This is a genomic window from Pantoea sp. C8B4 (genome assembly GCF_051336905.1).
In the GTDB taxonomy this organism is placed as follows: domain Bacteria; phylum Pseudomonadota; class Gammaproteobacteria; order Enterobacterales; family Enterobacteriaceae; genus Pantoea; species Pantoea rwandensis_B.
In genome coordinates this window covers 525727-552255 of record NZ_JBGMNK010000001.1, presented here as the reverse complement: position 1 = coordinate 552255, position 26529 = coordinate 525727, and the positions used below count along the sequence as shown (strand labels likewise).

24 protein-coding genes are annotated in these 26529 nt (G+C 55.3%); 20 read left to right on the top strand and 4 right to left on the bottom strand.

Annotated features, from left to right (window positions below):
- Positions 1-58: 58 nt before the first annotated feature.
- From fabF to ptsG, 7 genes are all read left to right on the top strand, one after another.
- Complete coding sequence (fabF, locus tag ACCW76_RS02535; RefSeq protein ID WP_034830699.1) at positions 59-1300, top strand: beta-ketoacyl-ACP synthase II; 1242 nt, start codon at positions 59-61, stop codon at positions 1298-1300.
- A gap of 122 nt (positions 1301-1422) precedes the next feature.
- Complete coding sequence (gene pabC, locus ACCW76_RS02530; RefSeq protein WP_436337640.1) at positions 1423-2235, top strand: aminodeoxychorismate lyase; 813 nt, start codon at positions 1423-1425, stop codon at positions 2233-2235.
- Positions 2232-3251, top strand: a complete 1020-nt coding sequence (gene mltG, locus ACCW76_RS02525; RefSeq protein WP_436337639.1) for an endolytic transglycosylase MltG — start codon at positions 2232-2234, stop codon at positions 3249-3251. Before pabC ends, mltG begins: the two co-directional genes overlap by 4 nt.
- Positions 3241-3876, top strand: coding sequence for a dTMP kinase (tmk, locus tag ACCW76_RS02520; protein ID WP_045813869.1), 636 nt, complete (start codon positions 3241-3243; stop codon positions 3874-3876). Before mltG ends, tmk begins: the two co-directional genes overlap by 11 nt.
- Complete coding sequence (holB, locus tag ACCW76_RS02515) at positions 3873-4862, top strand: DNA polymerase III subunit delta' (protein ID WP_436337638.1); 990 nt, start codon at positions 3873-3875, stop codon at positions 4860-4862. Before tmk ends, holB begins: the two co-directional genes overlap by 4 nt.
- 17 nt (positions 4863-4879) lie before the next feature.
- Positions 4880-5671, top strand: coding sequence for a metal-dependent hydrolase (locus tag ACCW76_RS02510; RefSeq protein WP_034830707.1), 792 nt, complete (start codon positions 4880-4882; stop codon positions 5669-5671).
- A gap of 283 nt (positions 5672-5954) precedes the next feature.
- Positions 5955-7388 carry a PTS glucose transporter subunit IIBC gene (gene ptsG / locus ACCW76_RS02505; protein WP_200537259.1) on the top strand — a complete coding sequence of 478 codons (1434 nt, stop codon included), beginning with the start codon at positions 5955-5957 and terminating at the stop codon, positions 7386-7388.
- A gap of 86 nt (positions 7389-7474) precedes the next feature.
- Here ptsG and ACCW76_RS02500 read toward each other — a convergent pair whose 3' ends face one another.
- The gene (locus ACCW76_RS02500; RefSeq protein ID WP_436337637.1) at positions 7475-8614 is read right to left on the bottom strand and encodes a glycoside hydrolase family 88/105 protein; all 1140 of its coding nucleotides are present in this window, start codon (positions 8612-8614) and stop codon (positions 7475-7477) included.
- Positions 8611-10215, bottom strand: a complete 1605-nt coding sequence (locus ACCW76_RS02495; RefSeq protein ID WP_436337636.1) for an MFS transporter — start codon at positions 10213-10215, stop codon at positions 8611-8613. The genes ACCW76_RS02500 and ACCW76_RS02495 overlap by 4 nt, the downstream gene beginning before the upstream one ends.
- A gap of 358 nt (positions 10216-10573) precedes the next feature.
- Here ACCW76_RS02495 and hinT point away from each other — a divergent pair, with 358 nt between their 5' ends.
- The 8 genes from hinT (at position 10574) to ACCW76_RS02455 (ending at position 16714) form a co-directional block, all read left to right on the top strand.
- The gene (gene hinT / locus ACCW76_RS02490) at positions 10574-10924 is read left to right on the top strand and encodes a purine nucleoside phosphoramidase (protein ID WP_038647576.1); all 351 of its coding nucleotides are present in this window, start codon (positions 10574-10576) and stop codon (positions 10922-10924) included.
- A gap of 18 nt (positions 10925-10942) precedes the next feature.
- On the top strand, positions 10943-11308 hold the full coding sequence (locus ACCW76_RS02485) for a YcfL family protein (protein WP_436337693.1): 366 nt from the start codon (positions 10943-10945) through the stop codon (positions 11306-11308).
- A gap of 10 nt (positions 11309-11318) precedes the next feature.
- Positions 11319-11915 carry a penicillin-binding protein activator LpoB gene (gene lpoB / locus ACCW76_RS02480; RefSeq protein WP_436337635.1) on the top strand — a complete coding sequence of 199 codons (597 nt, stop codon included), beginning with the start codon at positions 11319-11321 and terminating at the stop codon, positions 11913-11915.
- Entirely contained in the window at positions 11875-12717 is an 843-nt protein-coding gene (gene thiK / locus ACCW76_RS02475; protein ID WP_436337634.1) for a thiamine kinase, read from the top strand. Before lpoB ends, thiK begins: the two co-directional genes overlap by 41 nt.
- Positions 12718-12732: 15 nt before the next feature.
- Entirely contained in the window at positions 12733-13776 is a 1044-nt protein-coding gene (nagZ, locus tag ACCW76_RS02470) for a beta-N-acetylhexosaminidase (protein ID WP_436337633.1), read from the top strand.
- A 39-nt stretch (positions 13777-13815) separates the two neighbouring features.
- Positions 13816-14358 carry an alpha/beta hydrolase YcfP gene (gene ycfP, locus ACCW76_RS02465; protein WP_038647566.1) on the top strand — a complete coding sequence of 181 codons (543 nt, stop codon included), beginning with the start codon at positions 13816-13818 and terminating at the stop codon, positions 14356-14358.
- 212 nt (positions 14359-14570) lie between these two features.
- Complete coding sequence (locus ACCW76_RS02460) at positions 14571-15875, top strand: NAD(P)/FAD-dependent oxidoreductase (RefSeq protein WP_156102801.1); 1305 nt, start codon at positions 14571-14573, stop codon at positions 15873-15875.
- 296 nt (positions 15876-16171) lie between these two features.
- Entirely contained in the window at positions 16172-16714 is a 543-nt protein-coding gene (locus ACCW76_RS02455) for a glycine zipper 2TM domain-containing protein (protein ID WP_034822117.1), read from the top strand.
- Positions 16715-16870: 156 nt separating this feature from the next.
- On the opposite strand, the gene mfd is transcribed toward ACCW76_RS02455, so the two are convergent.
- Both mfd and ACCW76_RS02445 read right to left on the bottom strand, forming a co-directional pair.
- Positions 16871-20314, bottom strand: coding sequence for a transcription-repair coupling factor (gene mfd / locus ACCW76_RS02450; RefSeq protein ID WP_436337632.1), 3444 nt, complete (start codon positions 20312-20314; stop codon positions 16871-16873).
- A gap of 140 nt (positions 20315-20454) precedes the next feature.
- Complete coding sequence (locus ACCW76_RS02445; RefSeq protein ID WP_038647560.1) at positions 20455-20664, bottom strand: hypothetical protein; 210 nt, start codon at positions 20662-20664, stop codon at positions 20455-20457.
- 375 nt (positions 20665-21039) lie between these two features.
- Here ACCW76_RS02445 and lolC point away from each other — a divergent pair, with 375 nt between their 5' ends.
- The 5 genes from lolC (at position 21040) to pepT (ending at position 26506) form a co-directional block, all read left to right on the top strand.
- Entirely contained in the window at positions 21040-22239 is a 1200-nt protein-coding gene (gene lolC, locus ACCW76_RS02440) for a lipoprotein-releasing ABC transporter permease subunit LolC (RefSeq protein WP_436337631.1), read from the top strand.
- Complete coding sequence (gene lolD / locus ACCW76_RS02435) at positions 22232-22933, top strand: lipoprotein-releasing ABC transporter ATP-binding protein LolD (protein WP_034822051.1); 702 nt, start codon at positions 22232-22234, stop codon at positions 22931-22933. Before lolC ends, lolD begins: the two co-directional genes overlap by 8 nt.
- Positions 22933-24177 carry a lipoprotein-releasing ABC transporter permease subunit LolE gene (lolE, locus tag ACCW76_RS02430; RefSeq protein WP_436337630.1) on the top strand — a complete coding sequence of 415 codons (1245 nt, stop codon included), beginning with the start codon at positions 22933-22935 and terminating at the stop codon, positions 24175-24177. The genes lolD and lolE overlap by 1 nt, the downstream gene beginning before the upstream one ends.
- A gap of 149 nt (positions 24178-24326) precedes the next feature.
- Positions 24327-25160: a Sir2 family NAD+-dependent deacetylase gene (cobB, locus tag ACCW76_RS02425; protein WP_034822045.1), complete on the top strand. Its 834-nt coding sequence runs from the start codon at positions 24327-24329 to the stop codon at positions 25158-25160.
- A 119-nt stretch (positions 25161-25279) separates the two neighbouring features.
- On the top strand, positions 25280-26506 hold the full coding sequence (gene pepT, locus ACCW76_RS02420; RefSeq protein ID WP_045813882.1) for a peptidase T: 1227 nt from the start codon (positions 25280-25282) through the stop codon (positions 26504-26506).
- Positions 26507-26529 lie beyond the last annotated feature (23 nt).

Below are 26529 nucleotides of genomic sequence, written 5' to 3'. Positions count from 1 at the left end.
GCCTGAGTTTTATGTTTGCCCCACATAGCGTTATTTTTTCCCTCCCTGGAGGACGTACGTGTCTAAGCGTCGTGTAGTTGTGACTGGTCTTGGCATGTTGTCTCCTGTCGGCAATACCGTAGAGTCTACCTGGAGTGCTCTCCTTGCCGGTCAGAGCGGCATCAGCCTGATCGACCATTTTGATACTAGTGCCTACGCAACACGCTTTGCGGGCTTAGTAAGAGATTTTAATTGCGATGAATTCATCTCGCGCAAAGATCAGCGCAAGATGGATGACTTCATCCAATACGGCATTGTTGCTGGTATTCAGGCTATGGCGGACTCCGGTCTGGTCGTAACTGATGAGAATGCCGGTCGCATCGGCGCAGCTATCGGTTCCGGCATCGGCGGACTGGGTTTGATTGAAGACAACCACAGTTCACTGGTTAACGGCGGTCCGCGCAAAATCAGCCCGTTCTTTGTTCCTTCTACCATTGTTAACATGGTGGCAGGTCACCTGACCATCATGTACGGTCTGAAAGGTCCAAGCATTTCTATTGCAACTGCTTGTACTTCAGGCGTGCACAACATTGGTCATGCTGCGCGTATCATTGCGTATAACGACGCCGATGTCATGCTGGCCGGTGGTGCTGAAAAAGCCAGTACCCCGCTGGGTGTGGGTGGCTTTGGTGCTGCACGTGCGCTCTCAACCAATAACGATAATCCTCAGGCGGCAAGCCGTCCGTGGGATAAAGACCGTGATGGTTTCGTGTTGGGTGATGGTGCAGGCATTGTGGTGCTGGAAGAGTACGAGCATGCGAAAAAGCGCGGTGCGAAAATTTATGCTGAAATCATCGGTTTCGGCATGAGCAGCGATGCTTACCACATGACGTCTCCGCCGGAGGATGGTTCAGGTGCCGCAGCAGCGATGGTGAATGCATTGCGTGATGCGCAGCTGAACGCTGAACAGATTGGCTACGTCAACGCGCATGGTACTTCAACGCCTGCGGGTGACAAAGCTGAAGCTCAGGCGGTCAAGTCTGTATTTGGTGCAGCGGCTCACAGCGTGATGGTGAGTTCTACCAAATCCATGACTGGGCACTTGCTGGGTGCAGCAGGCGCGGTAGAAGCGATTTATTCGATTCTGGCGCTGCGCGACCAGGCGGTTCCGCCAACCATCAACCTGGATAACCCAGATGAAGGTTGTGACCTCGACTTCGTGCCGCATACAGCACGTCAGGTGAGCGGGCTGGAGTACACGCTGTGTAACTCCTTCGGATTTGGCGGCACCAACGGCTCGCTGATCTTCCGCAAGGTATAAGCTTTACCCAGCCAAACAGAGGCCCGCAATGCGGGCCTTTTTTATATTTTGTCACGCAGTTACGTGGATTCTTACCGCTGTCAGTGGTATTCAGACTGGCAGGGTAGCCAAAGGTGAGCGGTATGTGGATAAACGGCGTAGAGCAGTTCGAACTTTCTGCGCGCGATCGCGCGGTGCAGTTTGGTGATGGCTGTTTTACCACTGCTGCGGTAGTGGCAGGCAAGATACAACTGCTGAACGCCCATTTGCAGCGATTGCAGGAAGGCTGTGAGCGTTTATTCATTCCCTTACCGGATATGGCGCAGCTGGCCGAGGAGATGCAGCATGCCGCCAATGGTCAAACCCAGTCGGTTTTAAAAGTGATTCTGACGCCAGGTGTCGGTGGACGGGGATATAGCCGAACCGGTTGCACAACCCCGACGCGCATCCTCTCCCTTTCTCCGTGGCCGCAACACTACGCCACGTTGCAGCAGCAGGGTGCAGCGCTGATAACCAGCCCCGTGAGACTGGCGCGTAATCCACTGCTCGCCGGTCTCAAACATCTTAACCGACTGGAACAGGTGCTGATCCGTCAGCAGCTCGACCACACCGATGCTGATGAGGCGCTGGTGCTTGACACTGCAGGGACGGTGGTGGAATGCTGTGCGGCCAATTTATTTTGGCGCAAAGGCGATCAGGTTTTCACGCCGCGTCTTGAGCAAGCGGGTGTCGATGGCATTATGCGCCGTTATCTGATGGCGAAGATGGCGTCGGAAGGCCAGGCTTGTCAGTTGATTGAAGGAAGCAGGGACGATGTGCTGAACGCCGATGAAGTGGTGATCTGCAATGCCCTGATGCCGGTTTTACCTGTGCGGAAAATTGACGATGTTTCGTTCACCGCACGCACGCTGTACCAGCAGCTGTATAACAGTTGCCAGAAGATGGAAGCATCATGACCCGAATGAAAAAAATACTCGCCAGCGCTGTGGCGATTGCCGGCCTCGCGGCGGCATTGAGTTATTGGCAGATTGAACGTTTAGCCGATACCCCTTTGACTATTAATCAGGAAACGATCTACACATTGCCCGCAGGTAGTGGTCGGGTCGTGCTGGAAGCGCAACTGGAAAGCCAGCACATCATTCCGGAAAGTATCTGGTTTGGGCCGCTATTGAAACTTGAGCCTGAGCTCGCGAAGTTCAAAGCCGGAACCTACCGACTTGAAAGCAAAATGACAGTAAGGCAGCTGCTGCAGTTGCTGGCCAGCGGTAAAGAAGCGCAATTTCCGGTGCGGTTTGTCGAGGGTTCTCGCCTGAAGGAGTGGTTGGCCGAACTGCGTCAAGCGCCCTATATCAAACATACGCTAACTGACGATCAGTTTGCGACCGTCGCCGCTGCGCTGAAAATGGATGCAAATCAGCTTGAGGGCGCTTTCTACCCCGACACCTATTTGTATACGGCTAACACCAGTGATGTATCGCTGCTGGAGCGTGCGCACACGCGCATGAATAAACTGGTGGATGAGATCTGGCAGGGGCGGATGGACAATTTGCCCTATAAAAAAGAGCAAGATCTGGTCACCATGGCCTCGATTATCGAAAAAGAGACCGGCGTGACGGAAGAGCGCGCGCGCGTTGCCTCGGTCTTTATTAATCGCTTGCGCACCGGCATGAAGCTGCAAACCGATCCTACCGTGATTTACGGTATGGGCGATAACTATACCGGTACGATTACGCGTAAAGACCTCGAAACGCCGACGGATTACAATACCTACACGATTAGCGGATTGCCGCCAGGTCCTATCGCGATGCCAGGTCGAGCCTCGCTGGAAGCGGCGGCGCATCCAGAAAAAACCAACTATCTCTATTTTGTCGCGGATGGCAAAGGTGGACATACCTTTACCACCAATCTCGCCAGCCATAATAAAGCGGTGCAGGTCTATCGGCTGGCCATGAAGGAAAAAAATGAAAAGTAAGTTTATCGTCATTGAAGGCCTTGAAGGTGCGGGCAAAACCACTGCGCGTGATGCTATCGTGGCGGTGCTGCATGAGCAGGGTATCGACGATGTGGTATTCACCCGTGAGCCCGGCGGCACGCCGCTGGCAGAACAATTGCGCGTGCTGGTGAAGCAGGGAATTGATGGCGAACAGGTGACTGACAAAGCCGAACTGCTGATGCTGTATGCTGCCCGTGTTCAACTAGTCGAGAACGTGATTAAGCCTGCATTAGCGCGTGGCGCCTGGGTGGTTGGCGACCGTCACGATCTCTCATCCCAGGCTTACCAGGGCGGTGGCCGTGGCCTGGATACGCAGTTGATGACCACCCTGCGCGATGCGGTATTGGGCGACTTCCGTCCGGACTTGACCCTATACCTTGATGTGACACCGGAAATTGGCCTGCAACGCGCGCGTGCTCGAGGGGAACTCGATCGTATTGAGCAGGAATCACTGCGTTTCTTTGAACGCACGCGTGACCGTTATCTGGCGTTGGCTGCCTGCGATGACACCATTTTAACCATTGATGCCACACAAAATATTGAAGAAGTGACATCGTCACTTAAATCAGCGCTACAAAAATGGCTGGCAGGTCAGGCGGCATGAACTGGTATCCGTGGCTGAATCAGCCCTATCGGCAGATTATCAGCCGTCATCAAAGCGGTCAGGCACACCATGCCTTGCTGATACAGGCCATTAATGGCATGGGTGACGATGCGTTAGTGTGGGGTGTTAGCCGCTGGTTAATGTGCCAACATCCAGAAGGCTTGAAGAGCTGCGGCCATTGCCACGGCTGCCAGCTGATGCAGGCGCAGACGCATCCTGACTGGTATCGCCTGGAAGCAGAAAAAGGCAAATCTTCACTGGGTATTGATGCGGTACGTGACGTCACCGAGAAGCTCTACCATTTTGCTCAGCAGGGCGGAGCAAAGATTGTCTGGTTGCCGGATGCGGCTCAGCTCACTGAAGCCGCCGCTAATGCGTTGTTGAAAACCCTGGAAGAGCCTCCTGCCAACTGCTGGTTTTTCCTCAGCGTCCGTGAGCCATCACGTTTGCTGGCAACATTGCGCAGCCGTTGCATGACATGGCATCTTTCCCCACCGGAAGAGCTGCCCAGTTTGCAATGGTTGCAGAAACAGTTGCCGCAATCCGAGCCAGTACTGCGAGCCGCTTTGCGCTTGAGCAATGGCGCACCTGCTGCGGCGTTGACCCTGCTACAGCCTGAGCGCTGGCAGGCACGTGAGAAGCTGTGTGAAACCTTGCTCAGCGCGTTGAACAGCGATGTACTGCAACTGCTGCCCGCGCTGAACAGCGACGATGTGGCAGAGCGTCTCAGCTGGCTGATTTCGTTACTGGTGGATGCCATGAAAGTGCAGCAGGGTGCCAGCAACTGGTTGAGCAACGGCGACCATCCTGAGGTCGTATCGCAACTGGCTCAGCAGCTTAGCAGCAGCGCGCTCAACGCCAGCGCCCAGCAGTGGATGCAGTGTCGTGAGCAACTGTTGCATGTCGCCGCCCTGAACCGTGAACTGATTTTGACCGATCGCCTGTTAGCCTGGGGACGCTTAATGTCGCCCTCGGCGGTCGGCTAAGCGCAAAAGAGAGAAGTATGTTTATTGTTGATTCGCACTGCCATCTTGATGGCCTGGATTATGAGAAGCAGCACCGCGATCTGGACGATGTGATCGCCAAAGCCGCAGCGCGTGACGTGAAGTTTATGCTGGCGATTGCCACCACGCTGCCGGATTACTACAAGATCAAGCAACTGGTCGGCGACAGGGAAAACATCGCTCTGGCGTGCGGCGTGCACCCGTTGAATCAGGAAGCGCCGTACGATGTCGAAGAGTTTCGTCGACTGGCCGCTGAAGAGCAGGTGATTGCACTGGGCGAAACCGGGCTGGATTACTTCTATCAGCAGGAGACCAAAGCGCAGCAGCAAGCCTCGTTCCGTGAACACATCCGTACCGGCATCGCGCTGAATAAGCCGATCATCGTACACACTCGTGATGCACGTGAAGACACGCTGGCGATCCTGCGTGAAGAGCAGGTGGAAAAGTGTGGTGGCGTACTGCACTGCTTTACTGAAGATAAAGAGACTGCGGCGCAGTTGCTGGATATGGGCTTCTATATCTCCTTCTCCGGCATTTTGACCTTCCGCAATGCTGAACAGATTCGTGATGCCGCGCGCTACGTGCCGCTGGATCGCATGCTGGTAGAGACCGACTCGCCGTATCTGGCGCCGGTTCCGCATCGTGGCAAAGAAAACCAGCCTGCCTTTACGCGCGATGTCGCGGATTATATGGCTGTGCTGAAAGGTGTGGATATCGAAACCCTGGCCGCGGCCACCACAGAAAACTTCTCGCGTCTGTTCCATGTCCCAATGAGCCGACTCGGCGGCTAATCCGCTTTATTTCAAACTCTGTAATAAATCCATAATCACTGACCTGTGCGGCATATAACGCGGCACGGGCAGTGATTTATTGCTGTTTCTCCAGGCAATTCAGTCAAAAATAACAGAAAGCAAGCGTTCGTCTTGAGCGAAACGTGATAGCCGTCAAAGTAACAAATATCGATTTATTTTACCCTTCGTAATAAATCAAAAGACGCTCAGCGTCACCCCGGTGAAGGATCCTCCCCCTTTGCCAGCGCACTGCGCAAATATGCACTCATACTCAGGAGCTTCTATGTTCAAGAACGCATTTGCGAACCTGCAAAAAGTAGGTAAATCGCTAATGTTGCCGGTATCGGTTTTGCCGATTGCCGGTATTTTATTAGGTGTTGGTTCGGCTAACTTCAGCTGGTTGCCTGCTGTGGTTTCACATGTGATGGCGGAGGCGGGCGGTTCCGTGTTCGCTAACATGCCGCTGATCTTTGCGATTGGCGTGGCGCTCGGTTTTACCAATAACGATGGCGTATCGGCACTGGCTTCCGTGGTTGCTTACGGCATCATGGTGAAAACCATGGCGGTGGTTGCACCATTAGTGTTGCACTTGCCGCCAGCGGAAATTGAGGCGAAACACCTTGCCGATACCGGGGTGCTGGGCGGGATCATTGCCGGTTCGATCGCCGCGTATATGTTTAACCGTTTCTACCGCATCAAGCTGCCTGAATATCTTGGCTTCTTCGCCGGTAAGCGTTTTGTACCGATCATTTCCGGTCTGACCGCGATTTTCACGGGTATTGTGTTGTCCTTTATCTGGCCACCAATTGGTACTGCGATTCAGGATTTCTCACAATGGGCGGCTTATCAGAACCCGGTGGTGGCATTCGGCATTTACGGTGTGGTTGAGCGTTCGCTGGTGCCGTTTGGTCTGCACCATATCTGGAACGTGCCTTTCCAGATGCAGATTGGTGAGTTCACCAACGCCGCAGGTCAGGTGTTCCACGGTGATATCCCACGCTATATGGCGGGCGATCCAACCGCAGGTAAACTCTCTGGCGGCTTCCTGTTTAAAATGTACGGTCTGCCTGCGGCTGCGATTGCTATCTGGCACTCGGCTAAGCCGGAAAACCGCGCCAAAGTGGGCGGCATTATGATCTCCGCCGCGCTGACCTCGTTCCTGACCGGTATCACCGAACCGATTGAATTTTCGTTCATGTTCGTGGCGCCGATTCTGTATGTCATCCATGCGATTCTGGCGGGTCTGGCATTCCCAATCTGTATTCTGCTGGGCATGCGTGATGGCACCAGCTTCTCACACGGTCTGATTGACTTTGTGGTGCTGAGCGGTAACAGCAGCAAGATCTGGTTGTTCCCGATTGTCGGTATCATTTACGGCCTGATTTATTACACCGTTTTCCGTGTACTGATTGTGAAATTGAATCTGAAAACACCTGGACGTGAGGACACCGCAATGGAACAGAGCAGCGCCACCGGTAGCGAGATGGCAGGCAAACTGGTTACTGCATTTGGTGGTAAAGAGAACATCACCAATCTTGACGCCTGTATTACGCGTTTGCGTGTGAGCGTCGCGGATGTGGCGAAAGTGAATCAAAATGAACTGAAAAACCTCGGCGCGCGTGGCGTGGTGGTGGCTGGTTCCGGTGTTCAGGCGATTTTCGGCACCAAGTCCGATAACCTGAAAACTGAGATGGATGATTATATTCGAAATATGTAAGGGCTAGAGGCTCGTCCCGCGACATCTCTGTCGCGGGACGCTTTACTCCTCTGCCGCCGCTTCCTCGCACCTCACCTTTGGTACGACTACAGATAAACCCGCAAATACTCCGTCAGACACAGCAGCGCCATCGCCTGGCCATAGGGCATTGACGTCAGCGGCACCTGGCGGTAGTAGTCCAAATCGCTGCCCATCGCGGTGCCAAAGGAGACCTGTTTTAACTCTCCGTCTTCATCAATATTGGCGATCACGCCACGCAGAGCTTTTTCCGCCATCGGGCGATATTCATCAGACAAATATCGTTTACGCACCGCTTTGAGAATCCCATAAGCGAATCCCGCCGTGGCAGACGCTTCCGGATAGCTTTGTGGATCGTCAAGCAAGGTATGCCAGAGACCGCTGCTGTGCTGGCAAGCGGCTAATGCCTTTACCTGACTGGCCAATACCTGCTGCAGGAAGCGACGCGTGGCATGCTGTTCCGGCCAGTTCATCATTTCAAGGAAATCCGGGATGACGATGGTCAGCCAGCTATTACCGCGTGCCCAACGGGCATTGGCAAAGTTGTGTCGGCCATCGAAGGTCCAGCCGTGGAACCACAAACCGGTTTGGCGATCCATCAGGTATTGGGTGTGGATCAGGAATTGATAGCTGGCTTCTTCGACAAACTCCGGGCGATCGAGTAGCTGGCCGATCTTCGCCAGTGCCATCACGCTCATCATCAGGGTGTCGTCCCACAGCTGCTGGGTATTTTCGTTGTTGTAAACGACGTGCTGCAAACCGCCTTGCTCAGTGCGCGGCATTTCATACATCACCCACTCAGCCCAGCGTTCCAGCACCGGGCGCCATGCTGCGTTACCCGTCTCTTCATAGCGATAAGCCAGCGTCAGGAACGGGCACACGGTGTTAACGTTTTTGGTCGGCGTGCCCTCTGCTAAGCGCGCGCTAAACCAGTCATCGATGATTTTGAGTGTCGCCTGGTCCCCGGTCTGCTGGGTGTAATGCAGCATGCCATACAGCCCGATGCCGTGCGTCCATTCCCAGCCAGCCCAACCCTTAGTATCAATGACGCGGCCATCATCCAGCCGCAGCAAAAACTCGCCGCTGTGGTCGGTAATATTGACCAGGTTGTCGGTGAGTTTGTGGATCAGTTGCACTAACTCACTGCGTGGCAACAGGTATTCAGGCTGGCGTAACAGAGCGCTGTGTTTTACCGGAAATACAGTCATGGTTCATTCCTATCGTTAATCAGGGTAGGGAGAGGAGGTAAGCTGCCGCGCTGTGTGGATAGCGCGGGCGCCGGGGGCTTATTGCGGTTGAGGTAACCGACATTGTTATTGCCCCACAGATTTTCATAGGGCATCCCCGCTAGCGTTTCGACGATGGCACGTGCCTGCGGCGTCATTCGTTCCGGGACAACGCGTCCGGCTTCACGCATCTTCAGCGTCTCTTCGCGCAGCACGGTGTGGGTATGCAGATTAAGTTTGAAGCGCAGCGAGACAATGAAACCGCAGGTCAGTACGCCAACGGTGCCGATGCTGAGGATCAGCAGAATGCTGTGGCTCACCGCAGGAACCTGCTCAGCTTTGCCGGAGGTAAAACCGGCCAGTTGCAGCAGAATGCCAACGATCATCACGGCACCGGCCTGCGAGGCTTTGCGTGTCAACGTCATGATCCCGGCGAAAATACCTTCGCGTCGCTGTCCGGTGATCACTTCATCGACATCGGCGATATAGGTATAGGTATTCCACGGGACATAGTTGATGCCACCACGTCCTAAACCGGCGAAGGCCGAGATCAGTACTAACAGCGCGAAGTTATCGTTCATTCCGCTGTACCACAGCCCGGCGTAGGAGAGGGCGCTGAGGCCAAACAGCACCACCACCAGACGATAAGCTGGGGCCGGCCCGAGGCGTATACACAGCGGGATCATTGCCATCACCGCGATAAATTGCAGCACCGCCATCGTGCCCATCAGGCTGGAAGCGATTTGCGCGCTCTGCAACAGTACCAACACCACGTACCAGGTAAATACTGCATTAAAGACGTCCTGAGCGATGTAACCGCCCAAATACATGCCAAGATGCTGACGAAAGATGCGGATGCGCAGCGTGGAGGCGAGCTCGATATACAGTCGTTTCAGGCTTTGGAACAGCGAGAGTTGCGTCTTTTCTTCTTCAGCCCGACGTGACTCGGCGGAAAAATCCTCCGGTGCGCGTTCCCAGGTGAAGCGCCACACCAGGGTTAGCACCAGCGCACAGATCACCGAGAACACCAGGCTGGCATAAAAGAAGGAGATGGGATTCTCTTTGCCAAACCAGCCAATCAAAATGCCTGGCAGGAAGGCCGCCAGAATGGAGGAGAGCTGCGCCAACGCGATACGCGCGCCGGAGAAGCGGCTCTTTTGTTTAAAGTCATCGGTCATCTCCGGAACCAGCGTTTCGTAGGGCACCAGAATCATGGTGTAGACCATATCGAACAGCAGATAGGTCAGCAGATACCACCAGAAACTCATGTCGCCTATCCACATCAGGCTATAGCTGAAAACACACGGAATACCGAGCAGGATAAAGAACTTGCGGCGGCCAAAGCGCTTGCCAAGCCAGGTGGACCCGAAGTTATCGGTGAGAAAGCCCATCAGCGGGCTGACGACCGCATCCATCACGCGGGCAGCAGCAAAAATAAAGGTGGCTTCAATCGGCGAAAGCCCGCAGAAGGTGGTGTAGAAATAGAGTAACCAGGCAGCGGTGAGCGCCGTGGTGCCGGCGCCGAGGAAATCCCCGGAACCGTAAGCCAGATAGTGGCCCAGACTAATTTTACGAGACTGCATGGCAGGTTCTCCTTGAAATCGACGGATGACACATCCCTCATTACTCCGTACTGCTTGCCCGGATTGGATAGAAAGTAGAGCGCCGTGCAGCGGCAAACCTTCGCGATTTGGCAAGGGTTGACGGTTGAGTGGCAAAAACACAAAGAAACTGGCGTGATATCTCTAATTTATAAAACAGCGTTTCATTTTATTGATCGGCGACGGCATAAATTTGAGAGGGAGAGCACAGCAATGCTGCCTGGGGGATGAAATGGCGTAAAGGCAGCCATTTAACAGAAGAAAAGTGGTACGGAGGTTGAAAGCAAACGAATTCCTCGCGCATACTGCCTGACTGAACTCAGGCTTAAGGAAATGCACCATGGCTGAAGAAACCATTTTCAGTAAAATCATTCGTCGCGAAATCCCCGCCGACGTGGTTTATCAGGACGAACTGGTCACCGCCTTCCGCGATATCGCGCCTAAAGCGCCAACGCACATTCTGATTATCCCTAATGTATTGATCCCCACCGCTAATGACGTGCAGGAAGCACACGAGCATGCGTTGGGCCGTATGATTACCGTGGCGGCGAAAATTGCGAAAGAAGAAGGGATTGCCGAAGATGGCTATCGCCTGATCATGAACTGTAATCGTCATGGTGGTCAGGAGGTTTATCATATTCATATGCACCTGGTCGGCGGTCAGCCGCTGGGTCCGATGCTGTCTATCTAACCTCAGGCGGACCTTGTGATGCGTCAATGGCTGAGTGGCCTGCTGCTGCTGTCCCTTGCCGGGTGTAGCAGTGACAAACCGATGATCAACACGTCGCAATCGCTGGTGATGGAGTCTTCCGTGCTTTCTGCGGGCATCATCACCGATGAACCCGCGCTGGCCAGCCGTGATGGGCAAATGCGAGCCTCGAGCGTCCTCTTTAATCAGCGGGAAACGCCAGTGACCGTACATTACCGTTTCTATTGGTATGACGAGAAGGGACTGGAGATTACCCCGGAAGAGCCGGCTCAGACCCAAGTTGTCCCGGCGCATGGCAGCACTGAAGTTGTCTCGCAAATCGGTAACCTGACCGCCAGTAAGGTGCGTCTCTATCTTTATCTCTGAGGAGTAACCTGTGATTCGCAGTGTAAAACGTTCCAGCGCGCTGTTATTTGCGTTGATGCTCACCGGTTGTGTGGTGAAACAGCAAACACCGGCGCCGGTTGAACCGACCCAGCCGACGACGCCAACCCAACCGGAGCAGCCACCTGTGCAGCCGGTGCCGCCGCCGGAAAATGTGCCGCAGCCACCGAAGCTGAAAACCATTAACTGGAATGCCAGCGTGCAGCCATTAGTGGGGAATATGGTGCAGTCTGCGGGTGTGAATCCAGGCAGTGTGCTGCTGGTGGACCGCATCAAGAACAGCACCAACGGCGCGTTGCAGAGCGATAAAGCCACCGATGCCATCCAGAATGCGCTGGCAAACAACGGCAAATTCACGCTGGTGACGCCAGAACAGCTGGCACAGGCCAAACAGGCGCTGGGCTTATCAGCCGATGACAGCCTCAATTCGCGCAGCAAAGCGATTGGCCTGGCACGCAATGTCAACGCGCAGTATGTGCTTTACAGCAGCGCACAAGGCGATGTGAAAGCACCAACGCTGCAGATGCAGCTGATGCTGGTGCAGACCGGTGAAATTATCTGGTCAGGCAATGGTATTGCTCAACCCTGATCCCTTACTGCAACAACGGATTCAGCAACAATGGCCGACGGCGCAAGCTGCCGGTCATTTTTTCGCGCTGCCGGGATTGAGTGGCAACAGTGTTCGGGTGAAAACCGAGCAGGGTGAGCTGCTGGCGCGTCGTGCGCCGCAGCAACCGCTCCCGTTTGTTGATCGTCAGCGCGAATATCGCATCTTGCGTCAAATGCGTGCTGCGCACCTCGGGCCGTCGCCACTGGATTGGCATCATCCCTGGTTATTACAGAGCTGGTTGCCCGGCGAGGTGCTGACCCCTGCGCAGTTCAATCAACAGCGTGATGCGGTGCTTGCCTTGCTGCATCGCCTGCATCAGCAGCCGCTAACAGGCTATCGCTTGCGACTGACACCGCTGTTGCAGCACTACTGGCAGTTGTGCCAGCAACGCCACTGGCGCTGGCAACATCAACTCCAGCGCCTGATCAGGCAGGGTGAACCCCGGCCGTTACGCCTCGTGCCGATTCATATGGATGTTCACGCCGGCAATGTGATTGCCACACCAGATGGCTTACGTCTCATCGATTGGGAATATGCTGCCGATGGTGATGTGGCATTGGAACTCGCGGCGCTCTGCGCGGTCGATGGAGAACACCAAATCGACTGGATTGCGGATTACGCGCAACGCAGCCAGCTTGACGAAGCGCAACTTAAGCGACATATGCGGCGCTGGCAGCCGTGGCTGCACCTGCTGATGGCCAGCTGGTATCAGCTGCGCGCTGAACAGAGCGGTGACCCTCATTTACAACAGCTGGCGCAGGCCAGCTGGCAGGATCTTTAACTCAGGATTGTAACCATGACCATGAATACTCCCGGCCCGCTGATGCTGGATGTTGAAAGCTACGAACTCGACGCCGAAGAGCGTGAGATTCTGCAACATCCGCTGGTGGGCGGACTGATTCTGTTTGCCCGCAACTTCCACGATGTGGATCAGCTGGCAGAACTGGTGCGCCAGATTCGCGCCGCTTCGCGTAATCGTTTAGTGGTCGCCGTGGATCAGGAAGGCGGGCGCGTGCAGCGCTTCCGTGAAGGATTTACCAAACTCCCCGCGATGCAATCTTTTGCCGCCCTGCACGATATCGCCACGGCGGGTGAAGTCGCCCAGCAGGCGGGCTGGCAGATGGCAGCGGAAATGATTGCGATGGATATCGACATCAGCTTTGCCCCAGTACTGGATATTGGCCACATCAGCGCGGCGATTGGCGACCGTTCCTTCCATGAAGATCCCGCGATTGCATTGCAAATTGCCCGCCGTTTTATCAACGGCATGCACGAAGCGGGCATGAAAACCACCGGCAAGCATTTCCCCGGCCACGGTGCGGTGAGTGCTGATTCCCACAAAGAGACCCCGCGTGATCCGCGCGATGCCGCCACGCTGCGCCAGCATGACATGGCCATCTTCAAACAGTTAATTGATGAACAGTTGCTGGATGCGGTGATGCCCGCGCACGTTATCTATACTGAGGTGGATCCGTTACCTGCCAGCGGCTCGCCTTACTGGCTGCAAACGGTGTTGCGCAAAGAGTTGGGCTTCAACGGTGTCATTTTCTCCGACGATCTGTCGATGGAAGGTGCTGCGGTAATGGGCAGTTATGCTGAGCGCGCGCAGCAGTCGCTCAATGCCGGCTGCGACATGATCCTGGTGTGCAATCAGCGCGCCGGAGCGGTGAGTGTGCTGGATAACTTGACGCCGATCCAGGCGGAGCGTGTGACGCAGTTATACCATCAGGGGCGTTATACCCGAGAAGCGCTGCAATCCAGTGAACGCTGGAAGCAGAATCATCATCAGCTGAGCGCACTGCAGGAGCGCTGGCTGGAGCATAAAGCGTCGGGCAGATAAGCGTCGCTGCCCGGATTTCATTCCACGCTGAGGATAATCATGATCATCTATCTGCACGGTTTTGATTCCAACAGTCCGGGCAACCACGAAAAAGTGCTGCAACTGCAGTTTATTGACCCGGACGTCAGACTCATCAGTTACAGCACGCAACACCCCAAACATGACATGCAGTTTCTGTTGAAAGAGTGCGATAAATTGCAGCAGCAGGGCGGTGATGCGCATCCCTTGATTTGCGGGGTGGGGCTTGGGGGTTACTGGGCCGAACGTATCGGTTTTCTCTGCGGTATGCGCCAGGTGATCTTCAATCCCAACCTGTTTCCGTTTGAGAACATGGAAGGCAAGATTGATCGTCCGGAAGAGTATCTGGATATCGCCACCAAGTGCGTCAGTGATTTTCGCGAAAAGAATCGCGATCGCTGCCTGACCATTTTGTCCCGTCATGACGAGGCGCTGGATAATCAGCGCACGGCCGCGCAACTGCATCCTTTCTATGAAATCGTGTGGGACGAACAGGCCAGCCATAAATTCAAGAATATCTCGCCGCATTTACACCGCATTAAGGCCTTTAAATCCCTCGCCTGAGCCTCCGCGCGCCGTGTGATGCGGCGCACAAAACGTTTAACATTCTGATAATGCGCTTGAAAGATTGATGTACATCAATTTTCTTATGATATGTCGTTAGCGCCGTGATATTCTGCCCTCAGCTCGCGATTTAATGTCGCCAACCCTATGTTTATTAAGGTTTTTAGTAACCATTAATTAACTATTGGTTTACAACTTTGAGGGGGTCTTTGTTGACTACATCTATGGAAAAAATCGTCATTATTGGCGGTGGTGCCGGCGGCTTAGAGCTGGCAACGCAGCTCGGCCACAAGCTGGGTCGGAAGAAAAAAGCCGAGATTATTCTCGTCGATCGCAACCACAGCCATCTGTGGAAGCCATTGCTGCATGAAGTGGCAACCGGTTCGATGGATGAAGGGATCGATGCCCTGAGCTATCTGGCGCACGCGCGTAATCACGGTTTTCAGTTCCAGCTGGGTTCGCTGACGCAAATCAACCGCGAAAACAAAACCATTGAGCTGGCGGAAATCCGCGATGCTAACGGTGAATTGCTGGTGCCGCAGCGCGAGATGGCTTATGACCGTCTGGTGATGGCGCTGGGCAGTACTTCCAATGACTTCGGCACACCGGGTGTGAAAGATCACTGCATCTTCCTCGATAACCCGCATCAGGCTCGTCGTTTCCACAACGAGATGCTTAACCTGTTCCTGCGCTTCTCCGCCAGTGAAGGTAGCCTGGAAAAAGTGAACATTGCGATTGTCGGCGGCGGCGCCACCGGCGTTGAGCTGTCAGCAGAACTCTACAATGCCGTGAAGCAGCTGCACAGCTATGGCTACAAAGGCCTTGATAGCTCTGCACTGAACGTGACGCTGGTGGAAGCCGGTGAGCGTATTCTGCCAGCCTTGCCACCGCGCATTTCTGCTGCGGCACACCAGGAACTGACCAAGCTCGGCGTACGCGTCCTGACGCAAACCATGGTGACCAGCGCGACAGAAGAGGGGCTCAATACCAAAGGCGGCGAATTTATCAATGCTGACCTGATGGTGTGGGCTGCCGGTATTAAGGCGCCGGACTTTATGAAAGAGATTGGTGGGCTGGAAACCAACCGCATCAATCAGCTGGTGGTGAAAGACACGCTGCAAACCACGCTGGATGATGACATCTACGCGATTGGCGACTGCGCTTCCTGCGCACTGCCGGGCGGCGGTTTTGTGCCACCGCGCGCGCAGTCTGCACACCAGATGGCGTCACGCGCGCTGGAAAATATTCTGGCACAACGCAAAGGCAAACCGCTCAAAGCTTACGTCTATAAGGATCACGGTTCGCTGGTGTCACTGTCACGCTTCACCACGGTGGGTAGCCTGATGGGCAACCTGATGCGCGGCTCGATGATGGTAGAAGGGCGCATTGCGCGTTTCGTCTACATTTCTCTATATCGCATGCATCAGATTGCGCTCCACGGATACTTCAAAACCGGCCTGATGATGCTGGTCGGTAGCCTGAACCGCGTGCTGCGTCCTCGCCTCAAGTTGCACTAATGATTTCCGGGCGGTTATCTGCCGCCCGATGCCGCTCCGCCCGCCGTAACCCGCTGAAAAACGACAATTCAGTTTAAGGTTACGGCGGTATTTCAGCTTCTCTCAGAACTCTCCGAAAAACTGGCCCTGACGGCTTTCCGTTGCGTTTCCTCCATTAATCTGATGTTGCAATTACGGACCATCTGTAAAACTTATATCCACAAACACGGCGCGGCGCGCACGCCGGTTATGCCTCGGCTACACAGGATTTCGTAGCGGCAGGAATGCGCGGTAACAACATTCAGGAGGACATTCCTGTGAATAAATCAATGTTAGCGGGTATCGGTATCGGCGTGGCAGCAGCGTTAGGGGTTGCCGCAGTCGCCAGCATGGATGTCTTTGATCGCGGCCCGCAGTATGCACAAGTTCTCTCGGCTACGCCGATCAAAGAGAGCATTAAACAACCGCGACAGGAGTGTCGCAATGTGACGTTAACGCATCGTCGTCCGGTACAGGATGAGAACCGCATCGCCGGTTCAGTACTGGGTGCAGTGGCGGGCGGCGTGCTCGGTCACCAGTTTGGTGGCGGTCGTGGGCGCGATGTCGCAACGGTAGCGGGCGCGCTGGCGGGCGGTTACGGTGGTAACCAGGTGCAGGGGGCACTGCAGGATCGTGATACCTACACCACCAACGAGCAGCGTTGCAAAACCGTTTATGACAAACAGGAAAAAATGCTGGGTTATGATGTGACCTATAAAATAGGCGACCAGCAGGGCAAAATCCGTATGGAGAATGACCCTGGCACCCGCATTCCGCTTGACCGTAATGGTCAGCTGATCCTGAATTCGAATCAGGCCTGATTGGGCAAAGACACGTCACAGCAGCAGTATCGAAAAAAGCGCCGTAAGGCGCTTTTTTTATGGTGTAAACCGGAGCGGCGAGATTCATCTCGCGTCCCGATAGCCACAATGTTGCATGCAGAAGCGCAAGGTATTGCTTTGCCAGGCGAGATGCGGCTAAACCCGATTCTTCGCCAGTTCGGCAATGAAGCCCTGCACCCACTCCATCCGTACTTTGCGCTCTTCCAAATCACGAGTGAATCTCAGACGGGTTGGACCATCCAATTTCCACTGTTTAGGATCTTTTTGCAGCAGGCCAATTAACCAACCGGGATCGACATGGTTCTGCGGCGCGAACTCGAAGAATCCGCCTTTTTCACTGGCTTCAATTTTACGCACGCCCAGTTCTCGCGCCACCAGACGTAAAGCCGCCACATCCAGAAGGTTGCGCGCCGCATCCGGCAATTTGCCGAAACGGTCGATCATCTCAACCTTCAGCTCAGCCAGTTCCTGCTCGTCACTGGCTGAGGCAACGCGTTTATAGAGTGACAAACGCGTGTTCACATCCGGGATAAAGTCATCCGGCAGCAGCGCAGGCATGCGCAGTTCGATTTCGGTCTGGTTGCTGGTGAGATCTTCCAGCGACGGCTCGCGCCCGGCCTTCAGCGCATCGACCGCGTTTTCCAGCAGTTCCATATACAGCGTGAAACCGATCGTTTCCATCTGGCCGCTCTGATCTTCGCCCAGCAGTTCACCGGCACCGCGAATTTCAAGGTCGTGCGTCGCCAGCGCAAAGCCAGCACCCAGGTCTTCCAGCGAGGCAATCGCCTCCAGACGCTTCTGCGCATCAGTGGTCATGGCTTTTGGATGCGGCGTTAACAGCCAGGCATAGGCCTGATGGTGTGAGCGTCCGACGCGGCCACGCAGCTGATGCAGCTGCGCCAGGCCAAAGTGGTCAGCACGCTCAATGATGATGGTGTTAGCGCTCGGCACATCAATACCGGTTTCGATGATGGTGGTACACACCAGCACGTTAAAACGCTGGTGGTGGAAATCATTCATCACCCGTTCCAGCTCGCGCTCGCGCATCTGGCCGTGACCGATGGCGATGCGGGCCTCAGGCACCAGCTCCGCCAGGCGTTGTGCGGCTTTTTCGATGTTCTCGACATCGTTGTAGAGATAGTAAACCTGACCGCCGCGCAAAATTTCACGCAGCAGCGCTTCACGCACCACCAGGCTGTCGTACTCGCGCACAAAGGTTTTCACCGCTAAACGGCGAGCTGGCGGTGTCGCAATGATCGACAGATCGCGCATGCCGCTCATCGCCATATTCAGCGTACGTGGGATCGGCGTGGCAGTCAGAGTCAGGATATCAACGTCCGCGCGCATTGCTTTAATACGCTCTTTGTGACGCACGCCAAAACGATGTTCTTCATCGACAATCAACAGGCCGAGATCGTGCCATTTCAGGTCGTTTGACAGCAACTTGTGCGTGCCGATCAAAATATCCACTTTGCCTTCACGCGCCTGTTCCAGCACCTGGCTCTGCTCTTTGGCGCTGCGGAAGCGTGACAGCATCTCAATACGCACCGGCCAGTTGGCGAAACGGTCGCGGAAGTTATCGTAATGCTGCTGCGCCAGCAGGGTGGTGGGCACCAGCACCGCGACTTGTTTGGCATTCTCTACCGCGAGGAAGGCGGCGCGCATCGCCACTTCAGTTTTACCAAAGCCTACGTCACCGCACACCAGACGATCCATCGCCAGCGGCTGGCACATGTCGCTCAGCACGGCATTAATGGCCTGGCCCTGGTCCGGCGTCGTCTCAAACGGGAAGCCTTCGCAGAACAGTTGATACTGATCGCGATCGTGCTTAAAGGCGAAGCCGGTTTTGGCCGCGCGTTGGGCGTAGATATCCAGCAGTTCGGCCGCCACATCACGCACTTTCTCGGCCGCTTTCTGGCGTGCGCGTGACCAGGCATCGCTGCCAAGCTTGTGCAGCGGGGCATTCTCATCCGCGCCACCCGCGTAGCGGCTGATCAGGTGCAGTGATGAAACGGGCACGTACAGCTTGGCGTCGCCCGCATAGGAGAGCATCAGATATTCCGCGACAATACCGCCGGCTTCCAGCGTGGTCAGGCCAATATAACGGCCCACACCGTGTTCCAGATGCACCACCGGCTGGCCGGGGTGTAACTCGGCGAGGTTGCGGATCAACACATCGGGATTGATGGTGCGGCGATTATCCTGGCGACGGCGGCTGACACGCTCACCCAGCAGGTCGCTTTCACAAATCAATGCACGATGGCCCGCGCTATCAATAAAGCCGCGTTCGCTGGCGCCAATCATTAAACTGTGCGGCTGTTTGGCGGCTTCTTCAAAGCGTTCAATCGGCTGTGGGCGCAGTTTGATGCGTGCCAGCAGCTCCTGCAGGCTTTCACGGCGGCCTTCACTTTCTACTGAGAAAATGATCTGCCCATCAAACTGCTCCATGAACTGACGCAGCAGATCGAGTGGCGCTTTAGCCTGGGCCTGCACTGTCAGTTCCGGCAGCGGTTGATAGCCGAGATTGGTATTGGCGGCTTTTTCTGGCAGCGTTTCGCTGCTGAGCTGCATGCGTGGCCAGGCTTTCAGTTCGCCAAGCAACGCGTCCGGGCGCAGCCACAACGTTGCAGGCTCCAGCAGCGGGCGCATAGGATCGATGCGACGATTTTCGAAACGCGCGTTAGCATCCTGCCAGAAGCGATCGGCGCTGCCATGCAGATCGCCACTGTTGAGTACCAGCGTGTTAGCAGGCAGATAGCTGAACAGGGTGGGCAACTCCTGCTCAAAGAACAGCGGCTGCCAGTATTCGATCCCGGCCGGCAGCGTGCCTTTGCTCACTTGCTGATAGACATGCTCCGGCTCGCGGCGCACATCAAATAGTTCGCGCCAGCGGCTGCGGAACAGCTCAATCGCTGCTTTATCAGTAGGAAACTCGTGCGCAGGCAGCAGATTGATGGCATCAACCGCTTCCAGCGTGCGTTGGCTGTCCACATCGAACAGGCGCAGGCTGTCAATTTCGTCATCAAAGAAGTCAATGCGATAGGGCTGATCGCTGCCCATTGGGAACAGATCCAGCAGCGCGCCACGCGTGGCGTACTCGCCGTGTTCCATCACCTGATCGACATGGCGATAACCAGCCTGCTCCAGCTGATCACGCAGCGCATCGCGCGAGAGTTTTTGCCCCTGTTTCATCACCAGCGCATGGCCGTGCAGGAAGCTGTGCGGACAGACGCGCTGCATCAGCGTGTTGACCGGCATAATCAGCATGCCGCGCGTCAGATTGGGCAGTTGATAAAGGGTGGAAAGACGGGCGGAGATAATGTCCTGATGCGGCGAGAAGCTGTCGTAAGGCAGCGTTTCCCAGTCGGCGAGATTGGTGACCGGCAGATCGGTGAACTGGCGAATCTCCTCCTGCAGACGCAGGGCAGATTGCATATCCGGCGTAATCATCAACACCGGACCCGGGTGGCGTTCGATGATACTGGCGCACTCAACCGCCTGCGCGGCGCCAATCAGTTCGCCGAGCTGACGATGATCGCCCGCTTTCGCAGGCAGGGTATAACGACTCTGTTCCGACATAAGGACTCGACATTCTCTCCTTGGATTCCAGGGCGTCATCATTCCATAATCCGCCCTGAGGATCATCTGTCGCGGTGCTATTTCTCATCGCCCTTCATATTTCGCGCTGTGGCCGCGTTGGCTGCGTTTGCGAACCCCAGTCACTTACTGGATTGCTGTGTGTAGTGCATGCGTGGGCGATCGACATTGGCCCAGGACAGCTCTTTTTCCAGATGATAGCTGTGATTGCCGTCGTCCCACTTCACGTAATAGCCGGTTGCCGCATCTCCCTGTTCAAAGACGTTGACGATCTCGCCTCTGATTTCTCCCGATTTGTGCTTCACGATACTGCCTTTGGGATATCTGAACATGAGATGTACTCCTTTTCGCCCTGCATACTTCGCGCTGTGGCGGTATTGGCTGCGTCTGCGAACCCCCGTCACTGACTTCAGTAACCTCCCGGGGATTCACAGGCTTGCCACCTTGCTACAGCACGAATTATTTTGGGCTGACTGCGATGCCGGTTGGACATAAATTCTTAACTGCAAGAGCGAGTCTACCGCAGGGTATGCCTAATAAACGCACAATGAGTATCATTATTTTGTCGCAATTTTATGCATTGCCGCAGATTGCGACGTATTTGGATGCAACTTTGCCACAGACTCAGAGGGTTAGAGGTTTCATAAACAGGGCTGCTCCTTTATCATCCCACTACTTATTTTCAGGCAACTGCCAAGACGGATCTCATGTATCAACCAGTCGCGTTATTCATCGGTTTGCGCTACATGCGTGGACGTGCCTCAGACCGCTTCGGTCGCTTCGTCTCCTGGCTTTCCACCATCGGTATCACGCTGGGCGTGCTGGCGCTGGTCACTGTGCTGTCGGTGATGAACGGCTTCGAGCGTGAGCTGGAGGGCAATATCCTCGGCCTGATGCCGCAAGCGTTGGTCACCAGCGACAAAGGCAGCATCAATCCACAACAGGTGACGGCGGAGAGCCTCAAACTGCAGGGCGTCACGCGTGTTGCCCCGCTGACCACCGCGGATGTGGTGCTACAAAGTGCGCGCAACGTTTCTGTGGGCGTGATGCTGGGCATCAATCCTGATGAGCAGGATCCGCTGACGCCTTACCTCGTCAATACTCAGCAAAGCGTGCTGCAACCGGGCCAATATAATGTAATTCTCGGCGAACAACTGGCGTCTCAGTTGGGTGTGAAATGTGGCGACCAGTTGCGTCTGATGGTGCCTACGGTGAGCCAGTTCACGCCGGTAGGTCGCTTGCCAAGCCAGCGTATCTTCACCGTCGCTGGCACCTATGCTGCTAACAGTGAAGTCGATGCCTATCAGATTCTGGTTAATCAGCAGGATGCCTCCCGCATGATGCGCTATCCGCTGGGTAACATCACCGGCTGGCGTTTGTGGCTGGATAAACCGCTGAATGTGGATGCCTTCAGTGAACAGCACCTGCCGGATGGCCTGACGTTAAAAGACTGGCGCGAGCGCAAAGGCGATCTGTTCCAGGCGGTGCGCATGGAAAAAAACATGATGGGGCTGCTGCTGAGCCTGATCATCGCGGTAGCGGCGTTTAACATCATTACTTCACTCGGTCTGCTGATCATGGAAAAGCAGGGTGAAGTGGCGATTCTGCAAACTCAGGGCTTAACCCGCCGACAGATCGTCGCGGTGTTTATGGTCCAGGGCGCCAGTGCTGGCATTATCGGCACCTTGCTCGGTACGCTGCTGGGTGTGCTGCTCGCCAGCCAGCTTAATAATTTGATGCCGGTGATTGGCCTGTTCCTGGATGGCGCGGCGTTGCCGGTCGATATCAACGTCTGGCAGGTGGTCACTATCGCGCTGGTCTCCATGATCGTCGCGCTGCTCTCAACCCTTTATCCGTCATGGCGCGCTGCCGCCGTTCAACCCGCTGAGGCTTTACGTTATGAGTAATACCCCTTTGTTGCAGTGTCGTGACCTGTGCAAACGCTATCAGGAAGGCAGCGTGCAGACCGATGTGCTGCGCAATGTGGCTTTTAGCCTGCAGCCAGGCGAACTGACGGCCATCGTTGGTAGCTCCGGCTCAGGTAAAAGTACCTTACTGCATCTGCTCGGCGGCCTCGATGCGCCCACTTCGGGTGACGTGGTGTTCGACGGCAAATCACTGAATGCCATGTCCTCTGCAGCGAAAGCCGAACTGCGCAACCGCGAGCTGGGCTTTATCTATCAGTTCCACCATCTATTGCCAGACTTCACGGCGCTGGAGAACGTGGCGATGCCATTGCTGATTGGCAAAACTGCAAAAGCAGAAGCCGCCTCGCGCGCGCTGGAAATGCTGGCGGCGGTCGGACTGGAAAAACGTGCTGCGCATCGTCCATCTGAGCTGTCAGGCGGTGAGCGTCAGCGTGTCGCAATTGCGCGTGCGCTGGTGAACCGTCCGCGCCTGGTGATGGCGGATGAACCGACCGGTAACCTGGACGCGCGTAATGCCGATGCGATTTTCAAACTGCTGGGCGAGCTGAATCAGCAGCAGGGCACCGCATTTCTGGTGGTGACGCACGATCTGAATCTGGCTAAACGTCTGAATCGCCAGATGGAGATGCGCGATGGTCAGCTGAGCGAGCATCTGACGCTGGGAGCTATCTGATGGGTTCGTCATTATCCCTGCTGCTTGGCCTGCGCTTTAGTCGCGGTCGGCGGCGCGGTGGCATGGTCTCACTGATCTCCATCATCTCGACCATCGGCATCGCCCTGGGTGTTGCCGTGTTGATTATTGGCCTGAGCGCGATGAACGGTTTTGAACGCGAGCTGAACAAACGCATTCTGGCCGTGGTCCCGCACGGTGAAATCGAACCGGTGAATCAGCCTTTCCGCAACTGGCACCCGATGATCGCACCGATTGAAAAGGTGCCGGGTATTGCGGCAGCGGCGCCTTACATTAACTTTACCGGCTTGATCGAGAGCGGCGCGAAGATGCAGGCGTTGCAGGTGAAGGGTGTCGATCCGCAACAGGAATCGCGGCTGAGCGCCTTGCCGAGTTTTGTCGATGGTGATGCGTGGCAGCAGTTCGGCGCGGATAAACAGCAGATCATCCTCGGTGGCGGCATTGCAAAATCGCTTAACGTGAAGCAGGGCGATTGGATCACCATCATGATCCCGAACAATGACGGTGAAAATAAGCTGCTGCAACCGAAGCGCATTCGTCTGCAGGTATCAGGCATTCTGCAACTCAGCGGGATGCTCGACCACAGCCTGGCGCTGGTGCCGCTGGCGGATGCGCAAAAATATCTTGATATGGGTGACAGCGTCAGCGGCATTGCGCTGAAGATGAGCGATCCTTTCCAGGCGCAAAAACTGGTGCGCGATGCTGGTGAGGCCACGCACTCCTATGTCTATATTAAGAGCTGGATTGGCACCTACGGTTACATGTACCGCGATATCCAGATGATCCGCGCGATTATGTATCTGGCGATGGTGCTGGTGATTGGCGTGGCCTGTTTTAATATCGTCTCGACGCTGGTCATGGCGGTGAAAGACAAGAGCAGTGATATTGCGGTGCTGCGCACGCTGGGCGCCAAAGATGGCCTGATCCGCGCCATTTTTATCTGGTATGGCTTGCTGGCCGGATTGCTCGGCAGCATCAGCGGTGTCGTGGTGGGCGTGCTGGTGGCGCTCAACCTGACGCCGATCGTGCGTGGACTGGAGCATCTCACCGGTCATCAATTGCTGGCGGGGGATATCTACTTCATTGATTTCCTGCCATCGGAACTGCACTGGATTGATGTGATTTCGGTGCTGGTGACCGCTATCCTGCTCAGCCTGATTGCCAGCTGGTATCCGGCGCGGCGTGCCAGTCGAATCGATCCGGCTCGCGTACTGAGCGGACAGTAATGATAAAAAACGCAGCCGCCTTCGCGGCTGCGCACATTTTCAGCGTCTGTGGCATGCAGCCGTCATGCGCAGCCGCTATTATCGGGAACCATTATCCTGAGCCAAACACCCGACATGCGGTGACAACCACCGCAGCATAAGGAGCTTTTATGCGCATACCGCGCCGCCGCCTACGACTCGCCCGCGACAAGAAAAATCGCCGCAAAGTGCATCAGCGCTTTCGCCAGCGCATCTTTGAACGCGATCGCAAAGCTGAACTGGCTGCGCACCCGCAACCGCGCGTCGTGGTACTGACCGGCGCTGGCATCTCCGCCGAGTCAGGCATTCAAACCTTTCGCGCTGCCGATGGATTATGGGAAGAGCATCGGGTTGAAGATGTTGCCACACCAGAAGGATTTCATCGTAATCCCGATCTGGTGCAAGGATTCTACAATGCGCGCCGCCGTCAGTTGCAACAGCCGGAGATTCAGCCAAATGCCGCGCACAAAGCGCTGGCCGAGCTGGAGCAGGTGCTGGGCGACAACTTCCTGTTGGTGACACAGAACATCGATAATCTGCATGAGCGGGCAGGCAGTCAGCGCGTGCTGCATATGCACGGTGAATTGCTAAAAGTGCGCTGTGAAAGCAGCGGACAGGTGCTGGATTGGACGGAAGATGTGAAGCCGGACGATCGCTGCACTTGCTGCCAGTTCCCGGCCCGACTCCGTCCGCATGTGGTGTGGTTTGGCGAAATGCCGCTCGGCATGGAAGAGATTTATCAGGCGATCGAGAAAGCCAATCTGTTTATCGCCATTGGCACCTCCGGGCATGTCTATCCCGCCGCCGGTTTTGTGCATGAAGCAAAACTGCAGGGGGCGCATACCGTTGAACTCAATCTGGAGCCCAGTCAGGTTGGCAATGAGTTCGCGGAAAGCCAGTACGGCTTAGCCAGTGAAGTGGTGCCGGATTTTGTGCATACCTTTCTACGCGGGCTGTATAAGTAAGACGATATCTGGTTAAGCACTTTGCGCTGAGAACGCTAACCTGAAGGATAATGATTTGACGCAACATGGCGCGCCTCACGCGCCATGATAATAACGCAGGTTCTTTAGAGGGATGACAAATGGATCAATTACTTGAGCGTTTTCTCAGTTATGTGGCAGTAGAAACTCAGTCAAAACCGCAGGCGCGTCAGGTGCCCAGCAGTGAAGGGCAGTGGACGCTGGCGCGTCAGTTACAGGAAGAGCTGATTGCACTGGGATTTGTTGATGTGTCCCTGAGCGATCACTGCTGCGTGATGGGCACTTTGCCCGCCAACGTTGACTGGCCGACCCCGGTGATTGGCTTTATCTCGCATATGGATACGTCACCGGATTTCACCGCTAAAAACGTCAATCCGCAGATTATCGAAAACTACCGTGGCGGCGACATTGCGCTGGGCAACGGCGATGAAATCCTCTCGCCGGTGATGTTCCCGATCCTGCACAAGTTGATTGGCCATACGCTGATCACCACCGATGGCAAAACCTTGCTGGGCGCAGATGATAAAGCGGGTATCGCTGAAATCATGACGGCGATGGCACGCCTGGTCAAAGAGGATATTCCGCACGGCGCGATTCGTGTGGCGTTTACCCCTGATGAAGAGATTGGTCGCGGCACCTCTCATTTCGATGTTGAAGGTTTTGCAGCGGACTGGGCGTACACCATTGATGGCAGCGATCTCGGCGAATTTGAATTTGAAAACTTCAATGCCGCGACCGCGATGGTGAAAATCACCGGCAATAACGTGCACCCCGGCAGTGCGAAAAACGTGATGGTGAATGCACTGGATCTGGCAATGCGTTTCCACGCTGAGCTACCCGCCAAAGAAAAACCTCAGTTCACTGACGGTTATGAAGGCTTTTTCCATCTGCATACCATCAAAGGCACGGTTGAGCATGCCGAATTAATGTATCTGATTCGTGACTTCGACGCCGACAGTTATGAACAGCGTAAACAGCTGCTGGAAGAGATTGCTGCGCGCGTTGGGAAGGGGTTGCAGGCTGAGTGCTCAGTGAAAGTGGAAATCAGCGACAGCTACCGCAATATGCGTGAGAAAGTTGAGCCACATCCGCAGATTATTGAGCTGGCGCTGCAGGCCATTCGTGATTGCGGCATCGAACCGGTAGTGAAGCCGATTCGCGGTGGCACCGACGGTTCTGCGCTATCGTGGAAAGGTTTGCCGTGTCCAAACCTGTTCACCGGCGGCTATAACTACCACGGTAAACACGAGTTCGCGTCATTAAATGTGATGTCGCAGGCGGTAGATGTGATTGTACGCTTGTCTGCGCTGGCAGCAGAGAAGAAATAGTATGAAAAAGGCCTGCTAAGCAG

Coding starts and splice junctions, on each gene's coding strand:
- ACCW76_RS02485 (WP_436337693.1), top strand. CDS start 10,943: ATGCGTCAATGGCTGAGTGGCCTGCTGCTGCTGTCCCTTGCCGGGTGT.
- ACCW76_RS02510 (WP_034830707.1), top strand. CDS start 4,880: ATGTTTATTGTTGATTCGCACTGCCATCTTGATGGCCTGGATTATGAG.
- tmk (WP_045813869.1), top strand. CDS start 3,241: ATGAAAAGTAAGTTTATCGTCATTGAAGGCCTTGAAGGTGCGGGCAAA.
- ACCW76_RS02500 (WP_436337637.1), bottom strand. CDS start 8,614: ATGACTGTATTTCCGGTAAAACACAGCGCTCTGTTACGCCAGCCTGAA.
- ACCW76_RS02495 (WP_436337636.1), bottom strand. CDS start 10,215: ATGCAGTCTCGTAAAATTAGTCTGGGCCACTATCTGGCTTACGGTTCC.
- hinT (WP_038647576.1), top strand. CDS start 10,574: ATGGCTGAAGAAACCATTTTCAGTAAAATCATTCGTCGCGAAATCCCC.
- lolE (WP_436337630.1), top strand. CDS start 22,933: ATGGGTTCGTCATTATCCCTGCTGCTTGGCCTGCGCTTTAGTCGCGGT.
- ACCW76_RS02445 (WP_038647560.1), bottom strand. CDS start 20,664: ATGTTCAGATATCCCAAAGGCAGTATCGTGAAGCACAAATCGGGAGAA.
- cobB (WP_034822045.1), top strand. CDS start 24,327: ATGCGCATACCGCGCCGCCGCCTACGACTCGCCCGCGACAAGAAAAAT.
- mltG (WP_436337639.1), top strand. CDS start 2,232: ATGACCCGAATGAAAAAAATACTCGCCAGCGCTGTGGCGATTGCCGGC.
- lolD (WP_034822051.1), top strand. CDS start 22,232: ATGAGTAATACCCCTTTGTTGCAGTGTCGTGACCTGTGCAAACGCTAT.
- pepT (WP_045813882.1), top strand. CDS start 25,280: ATGGATCAATTACTTGAGCGTTTTCTCAGTTATGTGGCAGTAGAAACT.
- ycfP (WP_038647566.1), top strand. CDS start 13,816: ATGATCATCTATCTGCACGGTTTTGATTCCAACAGTCCGGGCAACCAC.
- pabC (WP_436337640.1), top strand. CDS start 1,423: ATGTGGATAAACGGCGTAGAGCAGTTCGAACTTTCTGCGCGCGATCGC.
- lolC (WP_436337631.1), top strand. CDS start 21,040: ATGTATCAACCAGTCGCGTTATTCATCGGTTTGCGCTACATGCGTGGA.
- mfd (WP_436337632.1), bottom strand. CDS start 20,314: ATGTCGGAACAGAGTCGTTATACCCTGCCTGCGAAAGCGGGCGATCAT.
- ptsG (WP_200537259.1), top strand. CDS start 5,955: ATGTTCAAGAACGCATTTGCGAACCTGCAAAAAGTAGGTAAATCGCTA.
- nagZ (WP_436337633.1), top strand. CDS start 12,733: ATGACCATGAATACTCCCGGCCCGCTGATGCTGGATGTTGAAAGCTAC.
- holB (WP_436337638.1), top strand. CDS start 3,873: ATGAACTGGTATCCGTGGCTGAATCAGCCCTATCGGCAGATTATCAGC.